Genomic DNA, 24,383 nt, shown 5'->3' with positions numbered 1-24,383 from the left:
TTTTTGTCTCCTAAAACTGTATTGCAGAATTGCCCAATCTAAATCTATTGTATACTAAAGTAAAAATTTTTTCAATGACAAGTGTAAAATATTGTGGATAACTTTGTGAATTGGGGGTGGATGCCCTGTGTAAGCAGTGTGGAAAGATCTTTTGTCCACAAAAATCGTGAAAAAGTTAACTGGAGTTTTACACATGGTGGAAATATTCATAAATTCTGGATTTTTTAGATCGGGCTGGGGAAAAAGCAGGCATTATCCCATACTTATCCACAACTTATCCACATTTTGTGGATAATGTTATGTTAATCTGGGATCCCATGTGAAAATAGTCTTGCATAGAAAGGGAAACATAAGCCTGAAACATTGACGCTGATGTGATTTTTACTTATAATTACGTTGTAGCATTGCATTGTATCTTTATCATAAGAACAGTAGCAGGAGGAAAAAATGAATACTTTATCCAAAACCCGTGACCTGGTATTGGCAGCAGTCATTGCAGCCATTATCGTAATCATGGCATTTGTGCCATTCTTAGGGTATATTCCGCTTGGATTCATGAATGCGACCACCGTTCATATCCCTGTGATTATCGGAGCCATTATTCTGGGACCGAAATACGGGGCATTCCTGGGGTTGACATTCGGTCTGACCAGTTTGTGGAAGAACACCTTCATGCCAAATCCCACGTCCTTTGTGTTTTCACCCTTTGTTACCATGGGACAGTTTCACGGAAATCTGGGAAGCCTGGTTATCTGCCTGGTTCCAAGAATACTGATTGGGGTTGTGGCCTATTATGTATACCGTCTGTTTATGAGAACGCTTAAGAACAGGAGGAATAAGCAGGGGACCGCATTGTTTGCGGCAGGCGTGGCCGGATCCCTGACCAACACCCTTCTGGTTATGAACCTGATTTATTTTTTGTTTGGGGATCAGTATGCGTCCGCTGCCAGCTGGACAGCCAAATGGGTATATGGAGTAATATTGGGAATTATCGGTATGCAGGGAGTGCCGGAAGCCCTGGTGGCCGGAATTATTGTGACGGCTGTAGCCGGAATCCTGCTGAAGCTGACACCTGACATCAGAGGATAGCAGCGTATAGGAAGGAAAACGGATTTATACTAAATATAGTAATGTAGTTTTGCAATGCACACATTTTGTTGGGACAGTCTTTGGGACTGTCCTTTTTTGCCGGTTTTTTGTTGATTTTTTGAGAAAATCCGCTTGACGAAGGCGGATTTCTTCTATATAATTGAGAAGATGTTTAATTATACTAGTCTAAATGTGTGTTTTCACATTGCCACATAATTTTGATAGGAGGTGCCCGGATATGAAGATGACATTTCAGCCCAAGAAGAGACAGAGAGCGAAAGTTCATGGCTTTAGAGCAAGAATGAAGACTGCAGGCGGTAGAAAAGTTATTGCTGCCAGAAGAGCTAAAGGTAGAGCAAAATTATCTGCTTAATTGTTTCAAGCTTAAAGCAAAAGAACTACGGGCCACAGCATCATGTGGCCTTTTCTTTTCTTACCTTCCCGGAAAAAGGGGAGTGTTTTGACAACCTGATTGTAAGGAGTTTCGGATGAAACGATTTCCTTCCGTTAAGAAGAACAGTGAGTTCCAGGTGATATACAGGAATGGAACTTCCTATGCGAACAGACTGCTGGTGATGTATGTGATGAAAACCGGGGAAGATGAAAACCGCATTGGCATATCTGTGAGCAAAAAAGTGGGCAACAGTGTTGTCCGCCATCATATAACAAGGCTTTTAAGAGAGATTTTCCGTTTAAACAATAATAGAATAAAGACTGGGTTAAACATCATCCTGGTAGCCAGAGGCGCTGCCAGACAATCGGATTACAAACATTTGGAGGGTGCTTACCTGCACCTGTGCGGACTGCATCACATTTTAAAAGAATCGAAGTGAAGTGATTATGGCAAGATGTCTGATTTTGTTGGTAAGGGGATACCAGAAGTTTCTGTCGCCCCTTAAAGTAAGAACTCACTGTATTTACACACCTACATGCTCTCAATACGCCATTGAAGCATTAAAAAAGTATGGTGCGTTAAAGGGTACATGGTTGGCCTGCAAGAGGATACTCCGGTGTCACCCATTTGCAGAAGGCGGTTATGATCCAGTTCCGTAGATCGAAGGAGGTAGTGTATTGAACAGTATAGCTGGCGCAGTATTATTGACAAAAACAGGAGGTATTCTGGGGCCGATAGCTGATATCCTGGGGTGGATCATGGACTTATTGTTCCGTTTTACCAGTACCTTCGGAATATTAAATATCGGTTTATGTATCATTTTATTTACCCTGGTAACCAAGGTGCTGATGATACCTCTTACCATTAAGCAGCAGAAATCATCAAAACTCATGGCAGTCATGCAGCCCGAAATTACAGCCATTCAGAAGAAGTACAAGGGCAAGGAAAGCGACCAGAAGTACGCCATGATGATGCAGACTGAAATCAAGGCGGTTTATGAGAAGTACGGCACATCCATGACAGGCGGATGTCTTCCTCTTCTGATCCAGATGCCTATTATTTTCGCGTTGTACCGCGTCATATACAATATTCCTGCATATGTACAGTCCGTAAGGGTATATTATGAAGCAGTGGTAAGCAAGCTTCCCAGCGGATATGAAGCATCCCAGGCATTTACAGACCTGGCACAGGCCCACAAGATGGTGGGTGAGAGATTTGACTATACCAATGTAAACACAGTCATTGATTTATTATATAAGCTGACAGGACAGCAGTGGGATTCACTGGTCAATGCCTTTTCTTCCGTGGGACAGGCAGTTACGGAAACCGGCGTGAGAGTGGTGGATGCCATTGAGAATATGCAGAACTTCTTTGGTCTGAATATTGCATACACACCCCTGCAGGTTATCATGAACTATTTTAATAAGGTTGACAACACCACTCTGATGACTGCCTTTGCAGCACTGTGCATTCCGCTGTTAGCAGGTTTAAGCCAGTGGTACAGCACCAAGCTGATGACAGCCAACCAGCCCCAGCAGTCTGAAGATGCTCCGGGCGCAAACATGATGAAGAGCATGAATGTGACCATGCCTTTAATGTCCGTATTCTTCTGTTTCTCATTTGCATCCGGTATCGGACTTTACTGGGTTGCACAGAGTGTATTTACCATTATCCAGCAGGTGGGAATCAATTCTTATCTTAATAAGGTTGACATTGACGACCTGGTTCAGAAGAACATTGAAAAGACGAACAAGAAGCGCGCAAAGAAAGGCCTTCCTCCTACAAAAGTGGGCAATGTAGACGAGATGCTCAAGAAGATTGAGGCAAAGGAAGAAAAGGCAGAGCAGGCCCAGATGGCTAAGATCGCTAAGACCAAGTCTATTGTTGAGGAGTCTACCAAGTACTATAATGATAATGCCAAGCCTGGAAGTCTGGCGGCTAAGGCTAACATGGTTTCCAAGTATAATGAGAAGCATGAGAAGGGTAAAAAGTAGGAGGGTTTTGTATGGATATGATTACAGTTACTGCCAAGACAGTGGACGAAGCAGTTACAAAGGCGTTAATCGAACTTGAAACCACCAGCGACAAACTGGAATATGAAGTAGTTGATAAAGGAAGTACAGGATTCCTTGGTATCGGCGCAAAACCTGCCATTATTCGTGCTAAGAAAAAAGAGTCCATTGAGGATAAGGCCATGGATTTCCTGTCTCAGATTTTTGGGGCAATGAATATGCAGGTGAATATTACAGCTGCATATAACCAGGAGGAGCAGGAGCTGTCCTTAAACCTGGAAGGCGAGGACATGGGGATCCTCATTGGCAAGAGGGGGCAGACCCTGGATTCTCTCCAGTATCTGGTGAGCCTGATTGTGAACAAGGGAACAGAAGGATATCTCAGGGTGAAGCTGGATACTGAGAATTACCGTGAGAGAAGGAAGGAAACCCTGGAGACCCTGGCTAAGAACATTGCCTATAAGGTTAAGAGAACCAAGAGACCGGTATCCCTTGAACCTATGAATCCTTATGAGAGAAGAATCATTCATGCGGCTCTTCAGAATGATAAGTATGTTACCACCAGAAGCGAAGGGGAAGAGCCCTTCCGCCATGTGGTGATTGCCCTTAAGAAGGAGGCAGCGTCCGGCGACCGTAAAGGACGCTATGACAGAAATAAAGGGGGACGTTTTGAGCGTTCCGACCGTTCCGGCGGATATAGGAATAACCGCCGCACCAATGGAAACAGTGCATCTCAGACAGGTTCAGATGCATCAGCAGAGACTGCTGCCGGTGAAGAAGAATAAGCCCATCCGTGGTTGATCGGATGCAGGCAGTAATGAAACAGGTTAAGAGGCTGTTGCTGAAGCGACGGCCTTTTTGCTCTATTGTGAGGAGAGCCTATGAAGACAGATACGATAGCGGCTATAGCTACAGGTATGAGCAATTCAGGAATCGGAATCGTGAGAATCAGCGGAGAGCAGGCGTTTTCCGTGATTGATTCCATATTCCGGAACAGAAAGGGGGAGAGGGTCAGACTGAGCCTTTCCCAGTCCCACACAGTCCATTATGGGTATATATATGACGGTGATGAGAAGGTGGACGAGGCCCTGGTCATTATCATGAAGGGGCCCCACAGCTATACGGCTGAGGATACGGTGGAGATTGACTGCCATGGGGGAGTGCTTATGGTCAGGCGGATTCTGGAGACTGTTCTTCACGCAGGAGCCAGAACAGCGGAACCGGGAGAGTTTACAAAGAGGGCTTTCTTAAATGGAAGGCTGGATTTGTCACAGGCCGAGGCGGTGGCAGATGTGATTCACGCCACCAATGAATATGCGTTAAAAAGCTCTGTGAGCCAGCTGAGCGGTTCAGTGTCCGCTAAAATTAAGGAACTGCGCAGCCGGATACTGTATCAGATAGCTTTTATCGAATCAGCTCTGGATGATCCGGAACATATATCACTGGATGGATATGGGAGCCGGCTGATGGATGATCTGGTGCCTATGATTGGTGAGGTGAGGAAGCTGCTCCTGTCTGCGGATGACGGAAGGGTTATGTCCGAAGGGGTAAAGACAGTTATACTGGGTAAGCCCAATGCAGGTAAATCCTCTCTGATGAATGTGCTTTTGGGAGAGGAGAGGGCCATTGTTACTGAAATTGCGGGAACTACCAGGGATACCCTGGAAGAGCATATTTATTTGCAGGGAATCAGTCTTAATGTGGTGGATACGGCGGGAATCAGGGATACAGAGGATGTGGTGGAGAAAATCGGTGTGGACCGGGCGATGAAAGCAGCCAGGGACGCTGATTTAATTATCTATGTGGTGGATGGTTCCAGGCCCTTGGATGAAAGCGACAGGGAAATAATAGAATTTATCCGGGACAGAAAAACCATTGTATTGCTGAACAAATCGGATTTGGATTTGGAAGTGGGTACGGCCGAGCTGGAACAGATTTGCGGACATAAGGTGCTCCCTGTTTCTGCTAAAGAAGAACAGGGAATCGAGCTGCTGGAGCAGGAAATCAAGAAGCTCTTTTATCACGGCGACCTGTCTTTTAACGACCAGGTTTATATTACAAATGCGCGTCATAAGGAAGCCCTGGAGCAGTGTCTGGAGAGTCTGCTGATGGTAAAGGGAAGCGTTGAGGACAGCATGCCAGAGGATTTTTATTCCATTGACCTGATGAATGCATATGAACAGCTGGGTTTCATTATCGGGGAGGCAGTGGATGATGATGTTGTCAATGAGATATTTGCAAAATTCTGTATGGGTAAATAGGGAAATTTAATATGGAAGAGGAACGCGGAATGATACCTTATTTAGAAGAAACATACGATGTGGTGATTGTCGGAGCCGGCCATGCAGGATGTGAGGCCGCTCTGGCCAGTGCAAGACTGGGTATGGAAACGATTATGTTTACTGTCAGCGTGGACAGCATAGCGCTGATGCCCTGTAACCCTAATATAGGAGGAAGCTCCAAGGGGCATCTGGTCAGGGAGTTAGATGCGCTGGGCGGAGAGATGGGGAAGAATATAGACAAGACCTTCATACAGTCCAAGATGCTTAATGAATCCAAGGGACCGGCTGTTCATTCCCTGCGGGCTCAGGCTGACAAGCAGGATTACAGCAGGCATATGAGAAGGACCCTGGAAAACACAGAACATCTCACCATACGTCAGGCGGAAGTGTCTGAAATTATGGCGGAGGATGGTAAAATCAGGGGAGTAAAGACATTTTCCGGCGCAGTGTATTACGCAAAGGCCGTGATACTGTGCACGGGAACGTATCTGAAAGCCAGGTGTATCTATGGGGATGTGAGCAATCCTACAGGGCCTAACGGCCTTCAGGCAGCCAACCATCTTACGGATTCTTTGAGGGAACATGGAATTGAGATGTTCCGGTTCAAGACAGGGACGCCGGCCAGGGTGGATAAAAAAAGCATTGATTTTTCTAAAATGGAAGAGCAGTTTGGCGACCTCAGGATTGTGCCGTTTTCATTTTCAACGAATCCGGATGAAATCCAGAAAGACCAGGTTTCCTGCTGGCTGACTTATACCAATGAAAATACCCATCGTATCATCAAGGATAATCTGGACCGTTCACCTCTGTTTTCAGGGGCCATTGAGGGAACCGGACCAAGGTATTGTCCTTCCATTGAGGATAAGGTGGTTAAATTCCCGGATAAGAACCGTCATCAGGTATTTGTGGAGCCGGAGGGCCTTTACACCAATGAGATGTATCTGGGAGGCATGAGCAGTTCACTGCCGGAGGATGTACAGTATGCAATGTACCGTACGGTTCCGGGACTTGAAAAGGTAAAGATAGTGAGAAATGCCTATGCCATTGAATATGACTGTATTAACGCTCTCCAGCTTAAGCCGACTCTGGAGTTTAAGAAGATTTCGGGCCTGTTTGCAGGCGGGCAGTTTAACGGAAGCTCAGGGTATGAGGAGGCGGCCGTCCAGGGGTTCATGGCTGGTGTGAATGCAGTGATGAAGATACGTGGACAGGAGGCTGTGGTTCTGGACCGTTCACAGGCATATATAGGGGTTCTGATTGATGATCTGGTAACAAAGGAAAACCATGAACCTTACCGGATGATGACTTCCAGGGCAGAGTACAGGCTTTTGCTGCGCCAGGACAATGCAGATATAAGACTCAGAAAAATCGGTCATGAAATCGGCCTGGTATGTGATGAAGAGTATGAGCATCTTTTAAGGAAGATGGATGATATACAGTCAGAGATCAAACGGCTGGAAAAGACTGTTATAGGTGTAAGTGATCGGGTACAAATGTTTTTGGAAAATTATGGAAGCACCTTATTGAAGTCCGGAATAACGCTGGCAGAGCTGGTCAAGAGGCCGGAATTGGATTATGTTAAACTGGCGGAACTGGATGAAGGCAGGCCTGAACTTCCTGATGATGTCAGAGAACAGGTTAATATTGAGATTAAGTATGAAGGATATATAAAGCGTCAGATGCAGCAGGTGGCACAGTTTAAGAAGCTGGAGGATAAGAAGCTGCCCGAGGACTTTGACTATTCAGAGGTAAACAGCCTTCGCAGGGAGGCAGTTCAGAAGCTGAACAAAGTACAGCCGGCAACCATTGGACAGGCATCCCGTATATCAGGTGTATCACCGGCGGACATATCTGTTCTGCTGGTGCATTTTACAAGAAAACAGTGAGAGGGTCTGATATGACAGATACATTTAGACAGCAGATGGACCGGGAGCTTGGCCTTCTGGGGATAAAATTAAGTGAGAAGCAATTGGAGCAGTTTTTTACTTATTATGAAATGCTGGTGGAAAAGAATAAGGTTATGAACCTGACAGCCATAACAGATGAGACAGACGTAGTATCCAAACATTTTAGTGACAGCCTGTCACTGTTTAGGGTGTTGAAACGGGTGATGGATTCCGGTGATGGGTGTGACGGCAGCAGAGTGTATGAGGAAGAACTGTTGGAGGGAAAGTCGGTTATTGATGTAGGAACAGGCGCAGGATTTCCAGGTATACCCCTTAAAATAGCTTTTCCGGGAATAAAACTTACCTTGCTGGATTCCTTGAATAAGAGAGTTAAATTTCTGGAGGAAGTCTGTGATGCCTTGGAATTAAAAAACGTGGAATTTATTCATGGGAGAGCTGAGGATATAGGAAGGCAGAAAGAGCACAGGGAAATGTATGATTTGTGCGTGTCCAGGGCTGTGGCAAATTTGGCTTCTCTGTCTGAGTATTGTATGCCCTTTGTGAAGATTGGCGGTTTCTTTGTTCCTTATAAATCCGGCGAGATAGAAGATGAGCTGAAGTCTGCCGGCAGTGCGGTTGGAATATTGGGAGGAGAACTAGAATTTGTAGATAAATTTATGCTGCCCGGTACAGATGCTTCCAGATCTTTGGTGGTAATAAAGAAGGTGAAAGGGATTTCTAAAAAGTATCCAAGGAAGGCAGGAATGCCAACTAAGGAGCCTTTGGGATAGAAGTGGATGTGGGAATGTTTCACGTGAAACATTCCCTTTTTCTTGACTGAATTTATTATTGTTATAAGCTTGTATAGATTTAATTGTTTTTAATTTTAAGTGTAATAAAAACTCATAGATATTTTTTTGTTATTATATAGGGGATGAAAAATTGAAAAGATGGAAGAGCGTATATGAAGTAATAGGATTTACTAAGTTATATGATGCATTAAATTATATAATTTATTAGATGACAAAATGTGAGAAGGAACTTATTGCGTTAAATAATATAAGGTGTTTTAGTTAGAATAATGAGTTATTCAGTATCTTGGATTAGTCAGAGTAGTGAGTTATTCAGTATCATGGGTTAGTCAGAGTAGTGAGTTATTCAGTATCTTGGATTAGTCAGAATAATAGGTTAGTTAGTATAATTGTATAATTAACATAATGCATTAATCTATATGATTGGTTCCACATTACAATAAGTTATTGAGTTTAATATATTGAGTAATATGATGGGACAGTCAACATAATACATTATTCACTATAATAAGTTATTCAGTATAATGCATTGGTTATATACTGAGTTATTCAGTATAATGCGTTGGGCATGTAATGTGTTATTTAATATAATGCATTGGGCATGTAATGAGTTATTCATTATAATGCGTTGGCCTTATAATGAGTTATTCAATATAATGCGTTGGCTATGTAATGAGTTATTCAATATAATGCATTGGGCATGTAATGAGTTGTTCAGTATAATGCGTTGGGCATGTAATGAGCTATTCAATATAATGCATTGGGCATGTAATGAGTTATTTAGTATAATGCGTTGGGCCATAATAGGTTATTAAACATAATGCATTATCCTACATAATAGGTTAGATAATGCTATATATTATGCGATAAAATGTATTAGTTAATACAATACATTAGTCAGCATAATACCGTAATTAATATAAATGTGTCATCTCACTTTTAATAGGTAATAAACATCTATTAATATTTAATATACATATAAAACTTTTAAATATAATTGAATATAAAAATAAGAAGGCAAAATACATCGTATGCCTTCTTATTACTTCATTTATATTTGTACATGAAGAAGTCACGCACTCAAAATATCTGATTAACTAGAGTTAATCTGCCGCCTCACGCATCATTTGTATTTCATGTGCATATCCATCCAAATCATTAGGAGTCTCTAAAAAGAATGGAAGATGTCTCAATTCAGGATGTGTGACAATTCGTTTAAATGTGTCTAATCCTATATAGCCTTCACCTAATTTTGCATGTCTGTCTTTATGAGCGCCTATTGGGTTCTGGCTGTCGTTTAAGTGTATGGCCTTTAAACATTTTAACCCGATTTTATTATCAAACTCTGTCAATATATCGTCTAAGTGATTGACTATATCATATCCCCCGTCCCATATATGACAGGTATCAAGACAAACACCCATATGACTTTTTAATTCAACTAAATCAAGAATCTGCCGCAATTCTTCAAAAGCCCCACCTACTTCACTGCCTTTTCCCGCCATTGTTTCCAGCAAAACAGTAGTGGTCTGTGCCGGAGAAAGAATTTCATTGAGCATTTCTGCAATAAATTGTATGCCAATTTCAGTTCCTTGTTTTACATGGCTTCCCGGATGAAAATTATACATATTTCCAGGTGTATACTCCATCCTAACTAAATCATCCGCCATGGTTCGTTTGGCAAAGTTTCTTAATTTAGGATCAGCCGAGCAGGCGTTTAGTGTGTAAGGTGCATGGGCTAATATTGGAGTAATGTCCAAAGACTGGACTTCCGTTAAAAAAACTTTTACATCGTTTTCATCTATGGCTTTTGCATTTCCTCCGCGTGGATTACGGGTAAAGAACTGAAATGTATTTGCATTTATCTTTTTTGCATCTTTTGCCATAGCTCGATATCCCTTTGATGAGGATAGATGACAACCAATTCGCAGCATATTGTATTTTCCTTTCTTATATATACAGTTAAATAATTTATTTTATTGTACAGAGGTGGTAGTAAAAACGGTTCGGAGTAGATGTCCGAACCGTATGTTTCACGTGAAACATTTTATATTTTAAGATAAATAGGTTTGAATCATATCAAATACTTCTGCAGGTTTTTCTAAATGAGGAAGTAACTTTGTGTTGGGGACATCAGCATATTCAACAGCAGGGTTGTATTCTTTATATTCTTCCATACATTCGCCTATGTCATCTATGGCACCTCCGCCTAACAGATATATGCTGTTATCAATTTTCTTTAAAGCAGCTGCAATATTGCATTTAACATAATTACATTTTAAGCTGGCATAGACGGACTTGGGAGATTCTCCTAAATGGGCTGATTCGTGATATGCATCAATTACACGGGTCTTTACTGAGTAAGGATTATAATAGTAATTAGTTAAAAATTCCTTTGTTATGAACTGTTTACTGCAGGCTATATTATATATTAAAGTTCCGGCAATCGGTAAATCCAAAATTATTTTATAAAGCTTTGCATTCTTACCGGGCACCTGACTGCAGGAGAGGAGGCTCTCTGGATTTATAAATAACAGCTGATTGAATAATTCAGGACTGTTGCTGCAAGCCATGATACCCAATGCAGCAGAGGAACCACTGGCAATTATATCCGTCCTGTGTCCTATCTCTGATTTTATGAAATCAGAGAGAAGCTGCACATACAGATAATTGGTATAGGTAAGATTGGGTTTTTCTGATCGACCAAAACCAAGCAAGTCAATGGTATAGACAGTATAAGTTTCCGCAAGTTTACCTACCAGATTCTTCCATTCATACCCACTGGAAGCAGGAGCAAGGTCGTGTACCAACAGAATCGGTTTACCTGTTCCGGTCTTAGTATAATGTATATTTCCTAAACGCCACTTATAACACAATGCCTCTGGTTCTTCCAATACATTTCGGGACGTTGCCGAAAGTTTTATCGCTTTGTTAATCAGAGCAGTAGCAGCAGCAGCTCCGGATGACAGTATAAGTAAGGTCAGTAATTTATTCCTGGTTTTCATTCAATAGTCTCCTGAAATTACATATTATATAACCGGTTTTTTGATTCTTCTCCATTATAATACAAGCTGGGGGCTATTACAACGGTTAGAGGATTAAATTATTATTAAGACACTACAGGATTAGGATGCCCAATTTTCTGCCTTAAAAATGTTTCACGTGAAACATTTTTTTGTATAAAACATGAAAATTCTCCTTTTCTCCTAATTTTCCGTAGGAAAAGAATAGGACTTGTGTTATAATCGTAAAAGTAATCGAAGAAAGGTTTGTTTTTTCGAGAAAGGAATTTATACATATGGGACGAATCATAACAATAGCCAACCAGAAGGGCGGGGTAGGTAAGACTACTACGGCCATTAATCTTTCCGCCTGTTTGGCTGAAGCAGGACAACATGTTATGCTGGTGGATTTTGATCCCCAGGGAAATGCCAGCAGCGGTTTGGGGCTGGAACAGGAAGATTTTGATAAAACAGTTTATGATATGATGATTGAAGAGGCATCTGTAAATGAATGTATTATTAAGGAAATACAGCCAAATCTGGATGTGCTTCCATCTGATATGAACCTGGCAGGAGCGGAGATTGAATTTCAGGAAGTCGAGGATAAGGAAAAACTTCTGAGCAGCTGTCTAAATCAAGTTCGTGATACATATGATTTCATCATCATTGATTGTCCCCCATCTCTAAATATATTGACCATTAACGCACTGACGGCAGCAGATACTGTACTGGTTCCTATACAGTGTGAGTACTATGCCTTGGAGGGACTTAATCAGGTATTAAAAACAGTGGACCTGGTTAAAAGAAAGTTGAATCCGGAGTTGGAATTGGAAGGCGTGGTCTTTACCATGTATGATGCAAGGACAAATCTTTCACTGGAAGTAGTGGAAAGTGTTAAGAGCAGTTTGAACAGAACAATTTATAAAACCATTATACCGAGAAATGTACGTCTGGCTGAGGCACCCAGCCACGGTATGTCTATTAATCTTTACGATTCCAGATCAACGGGGGCTGAGAGCTACAGGATGCTTGCGGCAGAAGTAATGAGCAGAGGAGAAGAATTGTAATGGCTAAAAAAGGATTGGGTAAAGGATTGGGAGCCATCTTTGGAGAAGATGTTATAAAGGAAAGTGAAGAAGAGATTGCAAAAGCAAAAGCGGCTGTGACGGATAACGGGGATGGCAAAAGCGGTGAGTTGATGGTAAAGATGGCTTTGATTGAACCTAATAGAGAACAGCCCAGAAAAGATTTCAATGAAGAACAGCTGGCTGAGCTGGCTGATTCCATCAAACGATACGGTATTTTGCAGCCCCTTTTAGTTCAGAAAAAGGGGACATTTTATGAGATTATCGCCGGGGAACGCAGGTGGCGTGCTGCCAAAATAGCCGGATTAAAGGAAATACCTGTTGTGTTACGGGAGTACAATAAGCAGGAAAGCATGGAGATAGCACTGATTGAAAATGTGCAGAGATCTGACCTGAATCCCATTGAAGAGGCATTGGCTTATCAGCGTCTGGTAACAGAATTCAAGTTGACTCAGGAGGAAATAGCAGCCAGAGTATCAAAGAACAGGGCTACCATTACCAATTCCATGCGTCTTTTAAAATTGGACGGACAGATACAGGAAATGCTGATTCAGAATCTTATTTCCAGCGGTCATGCAAGAGCTTTATTGTCTTTAGAGGATAAAGGACTTCAGCTGAAGGCAGCAAAGATGATATTGGACGAATCGCTCAGTGTCAGAGAAACAGAGCGCCTTGTAAAGCGCCTTGCAAAAGAAGCGGAGAACGGGGAAGAGAAGAAGGATAAAAATAAGGATGAAGCCCTGGCTTTGATATATCAGAGCTTGGAAGAACGTATGAAAAGCGTCATGGGTACAAAGGTCAGTATCCACAACAAGGATAAAAATAAAGGACGCATTGAAATTGAATATTATTCAGAAGCAGAATTAGAGCGGATTGTAGAAATGATAGAATCAATTCGCTAGGTACAAAGGAGAGATGGATATTATATGGAGAACAGCATCTTAAATCAAATTCCCTTTGATCCTGCATACATAATAGCGGGATTATTGATATTAGTGGTTCTGTTGCTGATATTGACGATTACAACAATGACAAAAGTGAGAAGGCTGGATCGCCAATATGACTATTTTATGAGAGGAAAAGATGCAGAAACTCTGGAAGATGTCATTCTGGACCAGATTGAAGAAATCAGGGATTTAAGGGCCGAAGACAGGTCAAATAAGGATTCCATCCGAACATTGAACCGGAATCAGAGAGCCTCATTCCAAAAATATGGGCTTGTCAAGTATAATGCCTTTAAAGGAATGGGAGGAAACTTAAGTTTTGCCTTTGCCATGTTAGATTATACAAACAGTGGATTCGTATTAAACTGTGTCCACAGCAGAGAAGGTTGTTATCTGTATATTAAGGTGGTGGATATGGGGCAGACTGATATTGTTCTGGGGAATGAGGAACAGGAGGCATTGGAACAGGCTCTTGGTTATATTAAGAAAAATTAAATCAATAACAATTGTAAAAGACTGGAAATTATCTGGTCTTTTATTTATTTTGGGAAAAAGGCGGAAAGTTGGCGCATAATGGATTTGGCCTGCATATGATATTGGTAAGAGAAAATTGGAAAAGGGAGAGTAGATGCAGGACATTGAATACCTGAAAAGCATGTATCCGTCAGGAATAAGAATTCTACAGGGGTATGTGGCAGAAGCTTGCGACAGATTGGATTATAAAAACAGCCCCATGTATGATGAGTATCCTGACCATATAATGATTAACCGGCTTTGTGATACAATTTGCGACACGGTGATTGCATCCGAAGGCGCGGAAAAGGTCAGAGGCATGTGGAACATATCAGAGCATGATAAAGCTGTGATGGAAATGGCAGAACTCAAAAAGGATATGAAACGTCTGGATGTAGATTTCTTTACAGAGGATGATGACCCGGTGATGGAGCAGGAGCAGAACATAGAAAATGTTCCGGCTGAAAACATAGGTAATGCTGAGGTTTTAACCACAGAAGAATCACTGGAGGAACAGTCTGTTTCCAATAGCCAGAATGAGTTCCTGGGTTATAGGGAATCAGTGGTGAACCCGTCCGGAATTATAATGGAGACTCAGGAAATGAGAGGGAGAGAACCTGGATTTTCGGGAAATGGAAGAATGGGTGGACGACCTAATATGGGTCCGGGCCCAGGAAGACCACCCATGGGAAATAATCCAGGCAGGCCGCCTATGGGTCCAGGTCCGGAACGTCCGCCTATGGGGCCAGGCCCGGAACGCCCTCCCATGGGGCCAGGGCCAGTGAGACCGCCGTCAGGACCTAATCAGGACAGACCACCAGTGGGAGGACCCGGACCAGTGAGACCGCCGCAGCCACCGAGGCCAACGCCGCCTCCGCCAAGACCGCCGCAGCCGCCGAGGCCAACGCCTCCGCCCCCGAGACCGCCGCAGCCACCGAGGCCAACGCCGCCTCCGCCAAGACCGCCGCAGCCGCCGAGGCCAACGCCTCCGCCCCCGAGACCGCCGCAGCCACCCAGGCCAACGCCGCCTCCGCCAAGACCGCCGCAGCCACCGAGGCCAACGCCGCCTCCGCCAAGACCGCCGCAGCCGCCGAGGCCAACGCCAACGCCGCCTCCGCCGAGACCGCCGCAGCCGCCGAGGCCAACGCCTCCGCCCCCGAGACCGCCGCAGCCACCCAGGCCAACGCCGCCTCCGCCAAGACCGCCGCAGCCGCCGAGGCCAACGCCCCCGCCCCCGCCGAGACCGCCGAGGCCACAGCCACCCAGGCCAACACCTCCCCCTCCGAGACCGCCAATGCCGCCCAGACCAATGCCGCCCAGACCGGTTCCGCCACCTAAACCCGGAAACAGGCCATCCTGGCTTAGAGACATGGTCAAGGTACTTCTGCTGAATGAAATGTTCCACAGAAGGTGTGCCAGAGGTCTGTGTGCCTTATAGGAGCAGCAAAGATATTATTAATAAAATTCCGAAAAGATTAAGTTGTAGTTTTACTGGATATTATATAAAATAGAAATGATACAGAGCAACCAGTATAAAGGATAAAATCACATATGAAAAAAATATTGCAAAAAGCAGGGATTTTGTTCCTGATATTTATAGGAGCGCTGGTAGTTTATTTTATCAGTGCCAGAAACACGATGGAAAAAGAATCAGCTGTATATACATCTATGGAAGAACCGTCTTTGCCAGTGGTTTATACCCAGCTGGGCGGTCAGGAAATCAATTGCCTGCATGGATACATGCAGGATATGGGGAATCAGGCAGCCAGGGAGAGTATCTCTGTGCTGCCTGAAGACCGTGGGCTGAATATCCGGATTGAAGAGTATGGAAATACCATTACAGGCATCAGTTATGAAGTGAGAAATCTTACTCTGGACAGGCTGGTGGAGAGGACAGAAGTGGAAGACTGGGTAAGCGGGGACGGAAGCGTCAGCGCGGTGCTCCCGATTCAAAACCTGCTGGCCAGAAATGAGACATATCTCCTTTCAATTACCGTGTCCACAGGAGAAAAGGAGCTGCATTATTACACCAGAATCATGTGGCCGGATAACGCTTATGCGTCAGATATGGTCAGACTGGCCCAGGAGTTTACCAGGAAGAGTCTGGACTATAATCAGGCAAGAGATTTGGTATCCTATCTGGAAACCAATGACACAGAGGATAACAGCTCACTGGGGCATGTTACCATCAGGGCCAGCTTCAGCCATTTAACATGGGACGGCCTGGATGTGGAGATGGTGGGAGAGCCTCTGATGACTCTCCAGGAGTTTGACGGCATTATGGGACAAATCCAGATTCGGTATCAGGTCGCCATTAATGAGGAAGACGGAACACGTTCCATGGTTGACGCAGAAGACAATTTTACCATGAAATGGAATGAGCAGAGAATCTACCTGATGAATTACGAACGCAATGCCAATGAAGTGTTTGACGGAGGTCACCAGTCTTTTTCAGGTAAAAAGATTCTTCTTGGAATTACAAATGACAACAAAGTAAGAACCATGAAGAGTCCAAAATCCAAGTATGTGGCATTTAAAACAGGAGGAGATCTGTGGTGCTATGACTATGATGATAAGCAGGCGGTGTGCGTATTTTCGTTCAGAAGCAATTCGGACGACGGTGTGAGAAGCAATTATGACAGGCACGACATAAAGATATTGTCCATGCAGGATGACGGCTCTATGGATTTTCTGGTGTATGGATATATGAACCGGGGGAAGTACGAAGGACGGATGGGAGTGGTATATTACCACTATGATAAGGAACAGGATACGGTACAGGAAAAGTTCTTCCTGCCTGCATCTGAATCCTATGATATGGTGAAAGCAGACATTGATAAACTGTCCTATCTCAGCGAGAATGACATGATGTATATTATGCTTCAGGGTACTGTGTACGGTATCGATCTCAAGAGCAATGAATCCCTGGTAGTGGCCCAGGGGCTGACAGAGGGAAGCTATGCTGTCAGCGGCGATGCCAGCCGGTTTGCATGGCAGGAAGGCCAGAACCTCTATGAATCCGAAAAGGTCCATGTTATGGACTTTAATACTTCCCAGAAACAGGAAATCGTAGGGGAGGTAAATGATTATGTCAGAGTATTGGGATTTGTTGGAAATGATTTGATATATGGACTGAGCAGTTCCAAGGATAAGTGGATTGTCAATGGCCGCATGAAGGGTATGCCTATGTATGCAATGTACATTGTCGATACGCAGATGCAGGTGGAGAGTGAATACAGAAAGGATGGCATTTATATAACGGATGTAGTTGCACAGGATGGACGGATTCATCTGAAACGGCTTGTGCCATTGGGCGAGAACCAATATCTGTATCAGAATGAGGATACCATTGTATGCAACCAGAGGGTTGAGAAGGACCCCTTGGAGGGAATCGGCTGGTTTGCCTCCCAGGATAAGGGAAAGGTTTATTTTGTACAGGCAGATTCGGAAATACACGGAAATGAGGTCCGTACATCTGCGCCAAAGGCATTTTCTTATGAATATACAAGTGTTCTGGATACAGGAACCAGTGCTTCCGCATCATCTGATAACAGCATGATATTCAGGGCATACGGAGGCGGACATTATTTAGGTTCATCCAGAACCTTCAGCCAGGCAGTGGAGATGGCCTATGGGCAGATGGGGTATGTGACGGACAGCAGCCAGCATATTGTGTGGGACAGAATCAACAGACAGCCCATACGCAATATCAAATCCCCGGTGGATGAGGCCAGGAAGGTGACAAAATATCTGGATTCATTTGACGGAAGCCGCGTCTATGAGGATGGACTTATTCTCATTGACGCAGGAGGATGCAGCCTGAGCCAGATACTGTACTATATTGACAAGGGTATTCCTGTGATTGCCTATGTGGAATCAGGCCAGTACGTGCTTTTATCCGGCTACGACCAGTACAATGTGACGCTCTATGACCCTCAGACCCAGGAGACACAGAAGATGGGGCTGAATGATGCCACAGAGTATTTCAAGAACCTGCAGAATGATTTCCTGTGTGCTTTGGCAGTGGAGTAGACAGTGTACTTTAGGGTGTGCATTTTCGTTTTACTTTACAAATCTGATTCTTATGGTATAATCTAAGAAGATGTAAATAAATTATGAACAAATTTTTAAAGATTTCTTTAGGAGTATTTTCCTTATATATTGGATTTGTTTAAATAAAAATCAGAGGTGTGGAATGGAACAATATATTATCAAAGGCGGGAATCCACTGGTGGGAGATGTGACCATAAGCGGAGCCAAGAATGCCGCACTGGGAATACTGGCTGCTTCTATCATGACTGACGATGATGTGGTGATTGATAATCTGCCGGATGTAAGGGATATCAATGTACTGTTAGAGGCGATTCAGGAAATCGGTGCAAGGGTTGACCGGATTGACCGACACACTGTAAAGATAAATGGAAGCAATATAAGCGAGGTATCTGTGGATGATGAGTATATCCGCCGGATACGTGCTTCTTACTATTTCATAGGAGCTCTTTTGGGCAAATATAAAAGCGCGCAGGTTCCCCTTCCCGGGGGATGTAATATCGGCAGCAGGCCCATTGACCAGCATATCAAGGGATTCAGGGCACTGGGGGCTGAGGTGACCATTGAGCGCGGGGCTGTCATTGCCCATGCCATCGACCTGGTGGCAAGCCACATTTACCTGGATGTGGTATCAGTGGGAGCTACTATTAATATCATGATGGCCGCGGCCCTGGCAGAGGGACAGACCATTCTGGAGAACGCTGCCAAGGAACCCCATATTGTTGATGTTGCCAACTTCTTAAACAGCATGGGCGCCAATATAAAGGGAGCCGGTACGGATACAATTCGTATCAGGGGAGTGAACCGTCTTCACGGCACTGAGTATTCCATTATACCGGATCAGATTGAGGCAGGCACATTTATGTGCGCTGCAGCTGCCACCAGAGGCGATATCATGGTTAAGAACGTGATTCCCAAGCATCTGGAAGCCATTTCGGCCAAGCTGACGGAGATAGGCTGTGAGGTGATTGAATTTGATGACGCTGTACGCGTGGTGGGAAAACCTGCCCAGAGGCATACGGATATAAAGACCCTTCCCTATCCCGGCTTTCCTACGGACATGCAGCCTCAGATGTCGGTTGCCCTGGTCCTGGCCAACGGCACCAGTATGGTGACAGAGAGTATTTTTGAGAACAGATTCAAATATGTGGACGAGCTGGCCCGCATGGGCAGCAATATAAAGGTAGAGGGCAATGTGGCTGTCATAGACGGCGTAAAAGGCCTGACAGGAGCCCAGGTCAATGCACCGGACCTGAGGGCGGGAGCAGCCCTTGTGATTGCGGGATTGGCCGCCGACGGGTATACGGTGGTGGATGAAATCGGTTATATCCAGCGCGGATATGAGTGTTTTGAGGAAAAGCTTCAGGGATTGGGAGCTATGATTGAAAAAGTAGATTCCGACCGGGAAGTACAAAAGTTTAAATTAAGGGTTGGTTGATAACAGGAGAGAATACAAGGCAGGAGGATGTACCGGAAGGTGCATGGTTCCTGCCTTTTCTTTCAGAGGCAGGACAAACAGACTTAAGAAGGATATGTGGAACGAATATGAAACAAGAATTTTATTACCAGCAAATGAATAAAGCTCAGCAGAACGCCTATAGGGCCATGTTGGATGGATTTGAGTCACTGTCGCCGGAATTTCCGGTTCTGCGCTTGGATGGTAAGGAGCTGTCAGATATTTTTTTCCGGCTCCGCCTGGACCATCCGGCCATATTTTATGTGGAGGGCTTTCACTACAGGTTTGCCCAGAATTCAGAGTATGTACAGATGATTCCGGAATATATGTTTGAGAAGAAGAAAATAAAAGAGATGAAAATAGCCCTGGAGTCCAGGATAAGCCGGCTGGTCCGGCAGGCAGAGGGAATGGCGCCGGAGGAAAAGGAAAAGTACGTGCATGACTTCATCTGCTCCAATGTGACCTATGACAAGCTGAAAAAACAGTATTCCCATGAAATTATAGGGCCTCTCCAGCAGGGGATCGGCGTCTGCGAAGGCATTGCCAAGACCGTGAAAATACTGTGCGACAGGATGGGGCTGGAGTGTCTGATAGCCATAAGTGAATCAGCTCCTGACAGGGGAATCCGGTACCGCCACGCATGGAATCTGGTAAGATTGAAGAACACATGGTACCATCTGGATGCGACCTTTGATAATTCCCTGGGACGGTATGGACAAAAGCGGTTTGATTATTTTAATCTGGACGACAAGATGATATTCAAGGATCATCAGCCCCTGGTGTATAAGGTGCCTGCGTGCACAGACGGGGGAAGGTTTTATTATAAAGAAAACAGGCTGTCCCTGACCAAGTTGGAGGATGTGGCGGGACGTTTTAAGGCTGTGCTGAGGAAGAAACAGCCCTATTATGTATTCCACTGGCGGGGAGGATATCTGACCAGGGATGTGCTGGAGCAGATTGCGGGCATTGCGTCTGAGGCAGCCAGGGAAAAAGGAAAATATGTCAGGATGTCCGTGAACTATTCCCAGGCCGTAATGGAGCTGGCTGTGACGGATTATCAGTCCGGGCAGGAGATATGCAGGGAAGAGGCGAATGAGGGCGAGCTGGCCTGTGAATAACCGAAATGCCGGAGGCAGAAATCAGGCGGCGGACTAAGGATACGCAAAAAATGGGGAAAGAATCCACAGGCAGGATGATTTCCCCATTTTTTTATCAGAACCGTTATCAGCGTTTTTTACTTATCCGCTTAAATATGATATGATGGTGGCAGGAACCTTTGGAAAAACATAATAAGGAGGAAAATCATGAAAAACAAGAGCTTCAAATGGCTGCGCAGCCTGTTTCTTGCAATTGTCCTGACCACTGTAACGGTGGCTGGCCTGCCGCTCACAGGCGGTCCGGTCACGGCACTGGCAGCGGACAAGGATATCGTGGTGCTGTACACCAATGATGTCCACTGCGGAGTGGATGACAACATCGGCTATGCAGGTCTGGCATTGTATAAGAAGGAGATGCAGCAGCAGACGCCGTATGTAACCCTGGTGGATACAGGGGACGCCATTCAGGGAGCGCCCATTGGTACGCTTTCAGACGGCGGGTATCTTATTGATATCATGAACTATGTGGGATATGATTTTGCAGTTCCTGGAAACCATGAGTTTGACTATGGCATGTCCAGATTTCTGGCGCTGGCCGGGAAATTAAATTGTGGGTATTATTCCTGCAATTTTATAGACAGTGCCACAGGCGCGCCTGTTTTTGCGCCTTATAAGATGTTTACATATGGGGCTACTCAGGTGGCTTTTGTAGGCGTTACCACGCCTGAAAGCTTTACAAAATCCACACCGGCATATTTCCAGGACAGCCAGGGCAATTATATTTATTCCTTCTGTGAGGACGAGAGCGGCCAAAAGCTGTACGATCAGGTGCAGGCCAGCGTGGATGCAGCCAGGACAGCGGGAGCTGATTATGTGATTCTGGCGGGACACCTCGGGGAAAACGGCATTACCCAGAAATGGTCCTCCGCCAGTGTGATTGCCAATACCACGGGAATTGACGCGTGTATTGACGGTCATTCCCATGAGACGGTCCCGTCGGAGAACGTAAAGAATAAAAACGGACAGAATGTGGTTCTGACCCAGACGGGGACCAAGCTGAATCATATCGGAAAGCTGACCATATCTGCCGATGGATCCATACGCACAGAGCTGGTATCAGAGGTGCCTGCTGCGGACCTGGACAGGGAGTATACGGTACAGGAACATGATTCCTTAAGCAGGATTGCGAAGAGGGAATTGGGCAGCTATAACCGCTGGATCGATATTTACAACAGCAATCTGGATAAGATAAAGAATGCGGACGTGATTCCTGTGGGTCTTAATATTGTGATTCCCGGCAAAAGCTATATTAATCCTGACGGAAAGGCCGCAGACTATGGGACCTATCAGTTTATCCAGTCTATCGAGAACCAGTACAATGAGACATTAAAGACAGTTCTGGGTACCACGCCATATGAGCTGACAGTCAATGATCCTGCCACGGGGAATCGTATTATCAGAAACGCTGAGACGAATCTGGGAGATTTGACGGCAGATGCTTACCGTGCGGAGCTGGGTGCTGATATCGGGCTCAGCAATGGAGGCGGAATCCGAAGCGTTATTAAGCCGGGAAACATTACCTATAACGACACCCTGGCCGTGTTCCCTTATGGGAATATGGGATGTGTCATAGAGGCCACGGGACAGCAGATTAAGGATGCGCTGGAGATGGCGTCCAGGAATTGTCCTGAGGAGAGCGGCGGTTTCCTTCAGGTTTCCGGTCTGACCTACACCATCGACACATCTGTTAAGTCCGGCGTTCAGACGGATGACAAGGGGAATTTCACCGGTGTGTCCGGTGCTTACAGGGTAATGGACATTAAAGTGGGAGGAGAACCCATTGACCTTAAGAAGACGTATACCGTAGCGTCCCATAATTATATGCTGAAACAGGGAGGCGACGGCATGACCATGTTTAAAGGATGTAATGTAATCCGGGATGAGGTTATGGTGGATGTGGATATATTGTCTTCCTATATCCGAAGAATGGGAGGTTCCGTGACATCTGAGTATGCAAATCCAGGGGGACAGGGAAGGATTTCCATAAGGTAAGACAGGAAATGATGGATTTTAGTATTGACATATATATATAATTGCTATAAGATATGGAAGGTAACACATTTTACAATTAAAGAGTTCGTAAATATCCCTTATTCAGAGTGATGGAGGTACAAAGGACCTGTGAAGTCACGGCAACCCCGGTTGAGTATATCAGCAAGATATGCGAAAGGGCCGGAAGGTGCCAGCCTGAGCGAGGAGTATGCTATGGAGCATACTTGGTCGAGCAATAAGAGGATTTGAAGATTTAATGATATTTTCAAGTCCGCAATTGCTGCGGACTTTGTTTTTTGTAAATGGTTGATGTTACAGCTGCTATTAATCATTTATCTGAAAGAAGGAGAGATTAAAATGGAGAGAAGACTTTTTACATCTGAGTCCGTAACAGAAGGGCATCCGGACAAAATGTGCGATGCTATATCCGACGCAATCCTGGATGCTCTGATGGAGCAGGATCCAATGAGCCGCGTGGCATGTGAGACAGCCACCACAACAGGACTGGTTCTGGTTATGGGAGAGATAACCACCAACGCTTATGTGGACATCCAGAAGCTGGTGCGCGAGACGGTGCGTGAGATTGGCTATGACCGTGCCAAATACGGCTTTGACTGCGATACCTGCGGTGTTATCACAGCCATTGACGAGCAGTCCCAGGATATTGCGCTGGGAGTGAATAAGGCGTTAGAGGCAAAGGAAAACAAGATGTCTGACCAGGAACTGGATGCTATCGGAGCAGGGGATCAGGGCATGATGTTCGGTTTTGCCACCAATGAGACAGAAGAATTTATGCCGTATCCCATTTCCCTGGCCCACAAGCTGGCTAAGCGTCTTACGGAAGTCCGCAAGAACGGTACGCTTAAGTACCTGCGTCCGGACGGCAAGAGCCAGGTAACTGTGGAGTATGATGAAAATGACAAGCCGGTCCGCCTGGATGCTGTGGTATTGTCCACACAGCATGATGAGAGCGTGACCCAGGAACAGATTCATGCGGATGTGAAAAAATACATCTTTGACGAGATACTTCCTCAGCATATGATTGATGGGAACACAAAGTTTTTCATCAACCCTACAGGACGTTTTGTTATCGGCGGACCTCAGGGAGACAGCGGTCTGACAGGACGTAAAATAATCGTTGATACCTACGGCGGTTATGCGCGCCACGGCGGCGGCGCATTCTCCGGAAAGGACTGCACCAAGGTAGACAGATCTGCTGCATATGCTGCCCGCTATGTTGCTAAGAACATCGTGGCGGCCGGTCTGGCTGACAAGTGCGAGATTCAGCTGTCCTATGCCATTGGTGTTGCTCACCCTACCTCCATCATGGTGGATACCTACGGAACCGGTAAATTGAGCAATGAGAAGCTGGTGGACATTATCCGTTCCAATTTTGATCTCCGTCCGGCCGGAATCATTAAGATGCTGGACCTGCGCCGCCCGATTTATAAGCAGACAGCTGCTTATGGTCACTTTGGCCGCAATGATTTGGACCTGCCTTGGGAGAGACTGGATAAGGTTGAATTGTTAAAAAGTTATCTATAGGAAGGCGCTTAAGATTTGACTGAACCCCCTATTTTAATAAGTAATCAAAGGATTTCGGTTGAGTCAATGATTAGAGCTTCGGAATATGTTTGATTTTTAGGCTCTTTGTCAATAGTTGGGGTGGGATTTGTTAAAATCCCGCCCCAATTCTATGAAAAGGGCCC

20 protein-coding genes and 1 riboswitch are annotated in these 24,383 nt (G+C 44.9%); of the genes, 17 read left to right on the top strand and 3 right to left on the bottom strand.

What is annotated here, in order from left to right; translation table 11 throughout:
• The first annotated feature begins 447 nt into the window (after positions 1-447).
• The 9 genes from CGC65_RS30650 to rsmG all read left to right on the top strand — a co-directional run bounded on the left by CGC65_RS30650 (position 448) and on the right by rsmG (position 8,454).
• A complete protein-coding gene (locus CGC65_RS30650; protein WP_002569305.1) occupies positions 448-1,089 on the top strand; it encodes an ECF transporter S component in 642 nt (213 codons plus the stop codon).
• A 238-nt stretch (positions 1,090-1,327) separates the two neighbouring features.
• Positions 1,328-1,462 carry a 50S ribosomal protein L34 gene (gene rpmH, locus CGC65_RS30645; protein WP_002569304.1) on the top strand — a complete coding sequence of 45 codons (135 nt, stop codon included), beginning with the start codon at positions 1,328-1,330 and terminating at the stop codon, positions 1,460-1,462.
• A 115-nt stretch (positions 1,463-1,577) separates the two neighbouring features.
• The gene (gene rnpA / locus CGC65_RS30640; protein ID WP_002569303.1) at positions 1,578-1,922 is read left to right on the top strand and encodes a ribonuclease P protein component; all 345 of its coding nucleotides are present in this window, start codon (positions 1,578-1,580) and stop codon (positions 1,920-1,922) included.
• 7 nt (positions 1,923-1,929) lie between these two features.
• Positions 1,930-2,142 (top strand): membrane protein insertion efficiency factor YidD, encoded by a 213-nt coding sequence (gene yidD / locus CGC65_RS30635; RefSeq protein WP_007038278.1) that lies wholly within the window; start codon positions 1,930-1,932, stop codon positions 2,140-2,142.
• A gap of 18 nt (positions 2,143-2,160) precedes the next feature.
• The gene (locus CGC65_RS30630) at positions 2,161-3,477 is read left to right on the top strand and encodes a YidC/Oxa1 family membrane protein insertase (protein WP_002569302.1); all 1,317 of its coding nucleotides are present in this window, start codon (positions 2,161-2,163) and stop codon (positions 3,475-3,477) included.
• A gap of 11 nt (positions 3,478-3,488) precedes the next feature.
• Positions 3,489-4,280, top strand: coding sequence for an RNA-binding cell elongation regulator Jag/EloR (jag, locus tag CGC65_RS30625; protein ID WP_002569301.1), 792 nt, complete (start codon positions 3,489-3,491; stop codon positions 4,278-4,280).
• Positions 4,281-4,376: 96 nt separating this feature from the next.
• Complete coding sequence (gene mnmE, locus CGC65_RS30620; RefSeq protein WP_002569300.1) at positions 4,377-5,756, top strand: tRNA uridine-5-carboxymethylaminomethyl(34) synthesis GTPase MnmE; 1,380 nt, start codon at positions 4,377-4,379, stop codon at positions 5,754-5,756.
• A gap of 29 nt (positions 5,757-5,785) precedes the next feature.
• A complete protein-coding gene (gene mnmG / locus CGC65_RS30615; RefSeq protein WP_002569299.1) occupies positions 5,786-7,663 on the top strand; it encodes a tRNA uridine-5-carboxymethylaminomethyl(34) synthesis enzyme MnmG in 1,878 nt (625 codons plus the stop codon).
• 11 nt (positions 7,664-7,674) lie between these two features.
• Positions 7,675-8,454, top strand: coding sequence for a 16S rRNA (guanine(527)-N(7))-methyltransferase RsmG (rsmG, locus tag CGC65_RS30610; protein WP_002569298.1), 780 nt, complete (start codon positions 7,675-7,677; stop codon positions 8,452-8,454).
• A 1,124-nt stretch (positions 8,455-9,578) separates the two neighbouring features.
• Here rsmG and CGC65_RS30605 read toward each other — a convergent pair.
• Both CGC65_RS30605 and CGC65_RS30600 read right to left on the bottom strand, forming a co-directional pair.
• Positions 9,579-10,409, bottom strand: coding sequence for a deoxyribonuclease IV (locus CGC65_RS30605; protein WP_002569297.1), 831 nt, complete (start codon positions 10,407-10,409; stop codon positions 9,579-9,581).
• Between the two features lie 120 nt (positions 10,410-10,529).
• The gene (locus CGC65_RS30600; RefSeq protein WP_002569296.1) at positions 10,530-11,480 is read right to left on the bottom strand and encodes an alpha/beta fold hydrolase; all 951 of its coding nucleotides are present in this window, start codon (positions 11,478-11,480) and stop codon (positions 10,530-10,532) included.
• Positions 11,481-11,773: 293 nt separating this feature from the next.
• On the opposite strand from CGC65_RS30600, the gene CGC65_RS30595 reads away from it, so the two are divergent.
• Genes CGC65_RS30595 through CGC65_RS30585 form a run of 3 tightly spaced genes read left to right on the top strand, consistent with a single transcriptional unit; the run spans position 11,774 to position 14,001 of the window.
• Positions 11,774-12,544 carry a ParA family protein gene (locus tag CGC65_RS30595; protein WP_002569295.1) on the top strand — a complete coding sequence of 257 codons (771 nt, stop codon included), beginning with the start codon at positions 11,774-11,776 and terminating at the stop codon, positions 12,542-12,544.
• Positions 12,544-13,464 carry a ParB/RepB/Spo0J family partition protein gene (locus CGC65_RS30590; protein WP_002569294.1) on the top strand — a complete coding sequence of 307 codons (921 nt, stop codon included), beginning with the start codon at positions 12,544-12,546 and terminating at the stop codon, positions 13,462-13,464. Before CGC65_RS30595 ends, CGC65_RS30590 begins: the two co-directional genes overlap by 1 nt.
• A gap of 24 nt (positions 13,465-13,488) precedes the next feature.
• Positions 13,489-14,001 carry a DUF4446 family protein gene (locus CGC65_RS30585; RefSeq protein ID WP_002569293.1) on the top strand — a complete coding sequence of 171 codons (513 nt, stop codon included), beginning with the start codon at positions 13,489-13,491 and terminating at the stop codon, positions 13,999-14,001.
• Between the two features lie 818 nt (positions 14,002-14,819).
• Here the strand turns inward: CGC65_RS30585 and CGC65_RS31160 are convergent.
• On the bottom strand, positions 14,820-15,290 hold the full coding sequence (locus CGC65_RS31160; RefSeq protein WP_158259163.1) for a hypothetical protein: 471 nt from the start codon (positions 15,288-15,290) through the stop codon (positions 14,820-14,822).
• Between the two features lie 280 nt (positions 15,291-15,570).
• Here CGC65_RS31160 and CGC65_RS30575 point away from each other — a divergent pair, with 280 nt between their 5' ends.
• From CGC65_RS30575 to metK, 5 genes are all read left to right on the top strand, one after another.
• Entirely contained in the window at positions 15,571-18,051 is a 2,481-nt protein-coding gene (locus CGC65_RS30575) for a cysteine peptidase family C39 domain-containing protein (RefSeq protein ID WP_002569290.1), read from the top strand.
• Positions 18,052-18,214: 163 nt separating this feature from the next.
• Positions 18,215-19,507: a UDP-N-acetylglucosamine 1-carboxyvinyltransferase gene (locus tag CGC65_RS30570; RefSeq protein WP_002569289.1), complete on the top strand. Its 1,293-nt coding sequence runs from the start codon at positions 18,215-18,217 to the stop codon at positions 19,505-19,507.
• Between the two features lie 107 nt (positions 19,508-19,614).
• On the top strand, positions 19,615-20,643 hold the full coding sequence (locus CGC65_RS30565; protein ID WP_002569288.1) for a transglutaminase domain-containing protein: 1,029 nt from the start codon (positions 19,615-19,617) through the stop codon (positions 20,641-20,643).
• A 186-nt stretch (positions 20,644-20,829) separates the two neighbouring features.
• Positions 20,830-22,674, top strand: coding sequence for a 5'-nucleotidase C-terminal domain-containing protein (locus tag CGC65_RS30560; RefSeq protein WP_002569287.1), 1,845 nt, complete (start codon positions 20,830-20,832; stop codon positions 22,672-22,674).
• A 95-nt stretch (positions 22,675-22,769) separates the two neighbouring features.
• Positions 22,770-22,916, top strand: a riboswitch (SAM riboswitch).
• Between the two features lie 115 nt (positions 22,917-23,031).
• Positions 23,032-24,219, top strand: a complete 1,188-nt coding sequence (metK, locus tag CGC65_RS30555) for a methionine adenosyltransferase (RefSeq protein ID WP_002569286.1) — start codon at positions 23,032-23,034, stop codon at positions 24,217-24,219.
• Positions 24,220-24,383 lie beyond the last annotated feature (164 nt).

It is taken from the genome of Enterocloster bolteae (assembly GCF_002234575.2).
Lineage (GTDB): Bacteria > Bacillota > Clostridia > Lachnospirales > Lachnospiraceae > Enterocloster > Enterocloster bolteae.
The sequence above is the reverse complement of the archived record's forward strand: the minus strand, read 5'-3'. Positions and strand labels throughout refer to the sequence as shown.

Bases quoted from the DNA above. Each gene is read 5' to 3' on its own strand.
- CGC65_RS30650 (WP_002569305.1), top strand. From the start codon at position 448: ATGAATACTTTATCCAAAACCCGTGACCTGGTATTGGCAGCAGTCATT.
- rpmH (WP_002569304.1), top strand. From the start codon at position 1,328: ATGAAGATGACATTTCAGCCCAAGAAGAGACAGAGAGCGAAAGTTCAT.
- rnpA (WP_002569303.1), top strand. From the start codon at position 1,578: ATGAAACGATTTCCTTCCGTTAAGAAGAACAGTGAGTTCCAGGTGATA.
- yidD (WP_007038278.1), top strand. From the start codon at position 1,930: ATGGCAAGATGTCTGATTTTGTTGGTAAGGGGATACCAGAAGTTTCTG.
- jag (WP_002569301.1), top strand. From the start codon at position 3,489: ATGGATATGATTACAGTTACTGCCAAGACAGTGGACGAAGCAGTTACA.
- mnmE (WP_002569300.1), top strand. From the start codon at position 4,377: ATGAAGACAGATACGATAGCGGCTATAGCTACAGGTATGAGCAATTCA.
- mnmG (WP_002569299.1), top strand. From the start codon at position 5,786: ATGATACCTTATTTAGAAGAAACATACGATGTGGTGATTGTCGGAGCC.
- rsmG (WP_002569298.1), top strand. From the start codon at position 7,675: ATGACAGATACATTTAGACAGCAGATGGACCGGGAGCTTGGCCTTCTG.
- CGC65_RS30605 (WP_002569297.1), bottom strand. From the start codon at position 10,409: ATGCTGCGAATTGGTTGTCATCTATCCTCATCAAAGGGATATCGAGCT.
- CGC65_RS30600 (WP_002569296.1), bottom strand. From the start codon at position 11,480: ATGAAAACCAGGAATAAATTACTGACCTTACTTATACTGTCATCCGGA.
- CGC65_RS30595 (WP_002569295.1), top strand. From the start codon at position 11,774: ATGGGACGAATCATAACAATAGCCAACCAGAAGGGCGGGGTAGGTAAG.
- CGC65_RS30590 (WP_002569294.1), top strand. From the start codon at position 12,544: ATGGCTAAAAAAGGATTGGGTAAAGGATTGGGAGCCATCTTTGGAGAA.
- CGC65_RS30585 (WP_002569293.1), top strand. From the start codon at position 13,489: ATGGAGAACAGCATCTTAAATCAAATTCCCTTTGATCCTGCATACATA.
- CGC65_RS30575 (WP_002569290.1), top strand. From the start codon at position 15,571: ATGAAAAAAATATTGCAAAAAGCAGGGATTTTGTTCCTGATATTTATA.
- CGC65_RS30570 (WP_002569289.1), top strand. From the start codon at position 18,215: ATGGAACAATATATTATCAAAGGCGGGAATCCACTGGTGGGAGATGTG.
- CGC65_RS30565 (WP_002569288.1), top strand. From the start codon at position 19,615: ATGAAACAAGAATTTTATTACCAGCAAATGAATAAAGCTCAGCAGAAC.
- CGC65_RS30560 (WP_002569287.1), top strand. From the start codon at position 20,830: ATGAAAAACAAGAGCTTCAAATGGCTGCGCAGCCTGTTTCTTGCAATT.
- metK (WP_002569286.1), top strand. From the start codon at position 23,032: ATGGAGAGAAGACTTTTTACATCTGAGTCCGTAACAGAAGGGCATCCG.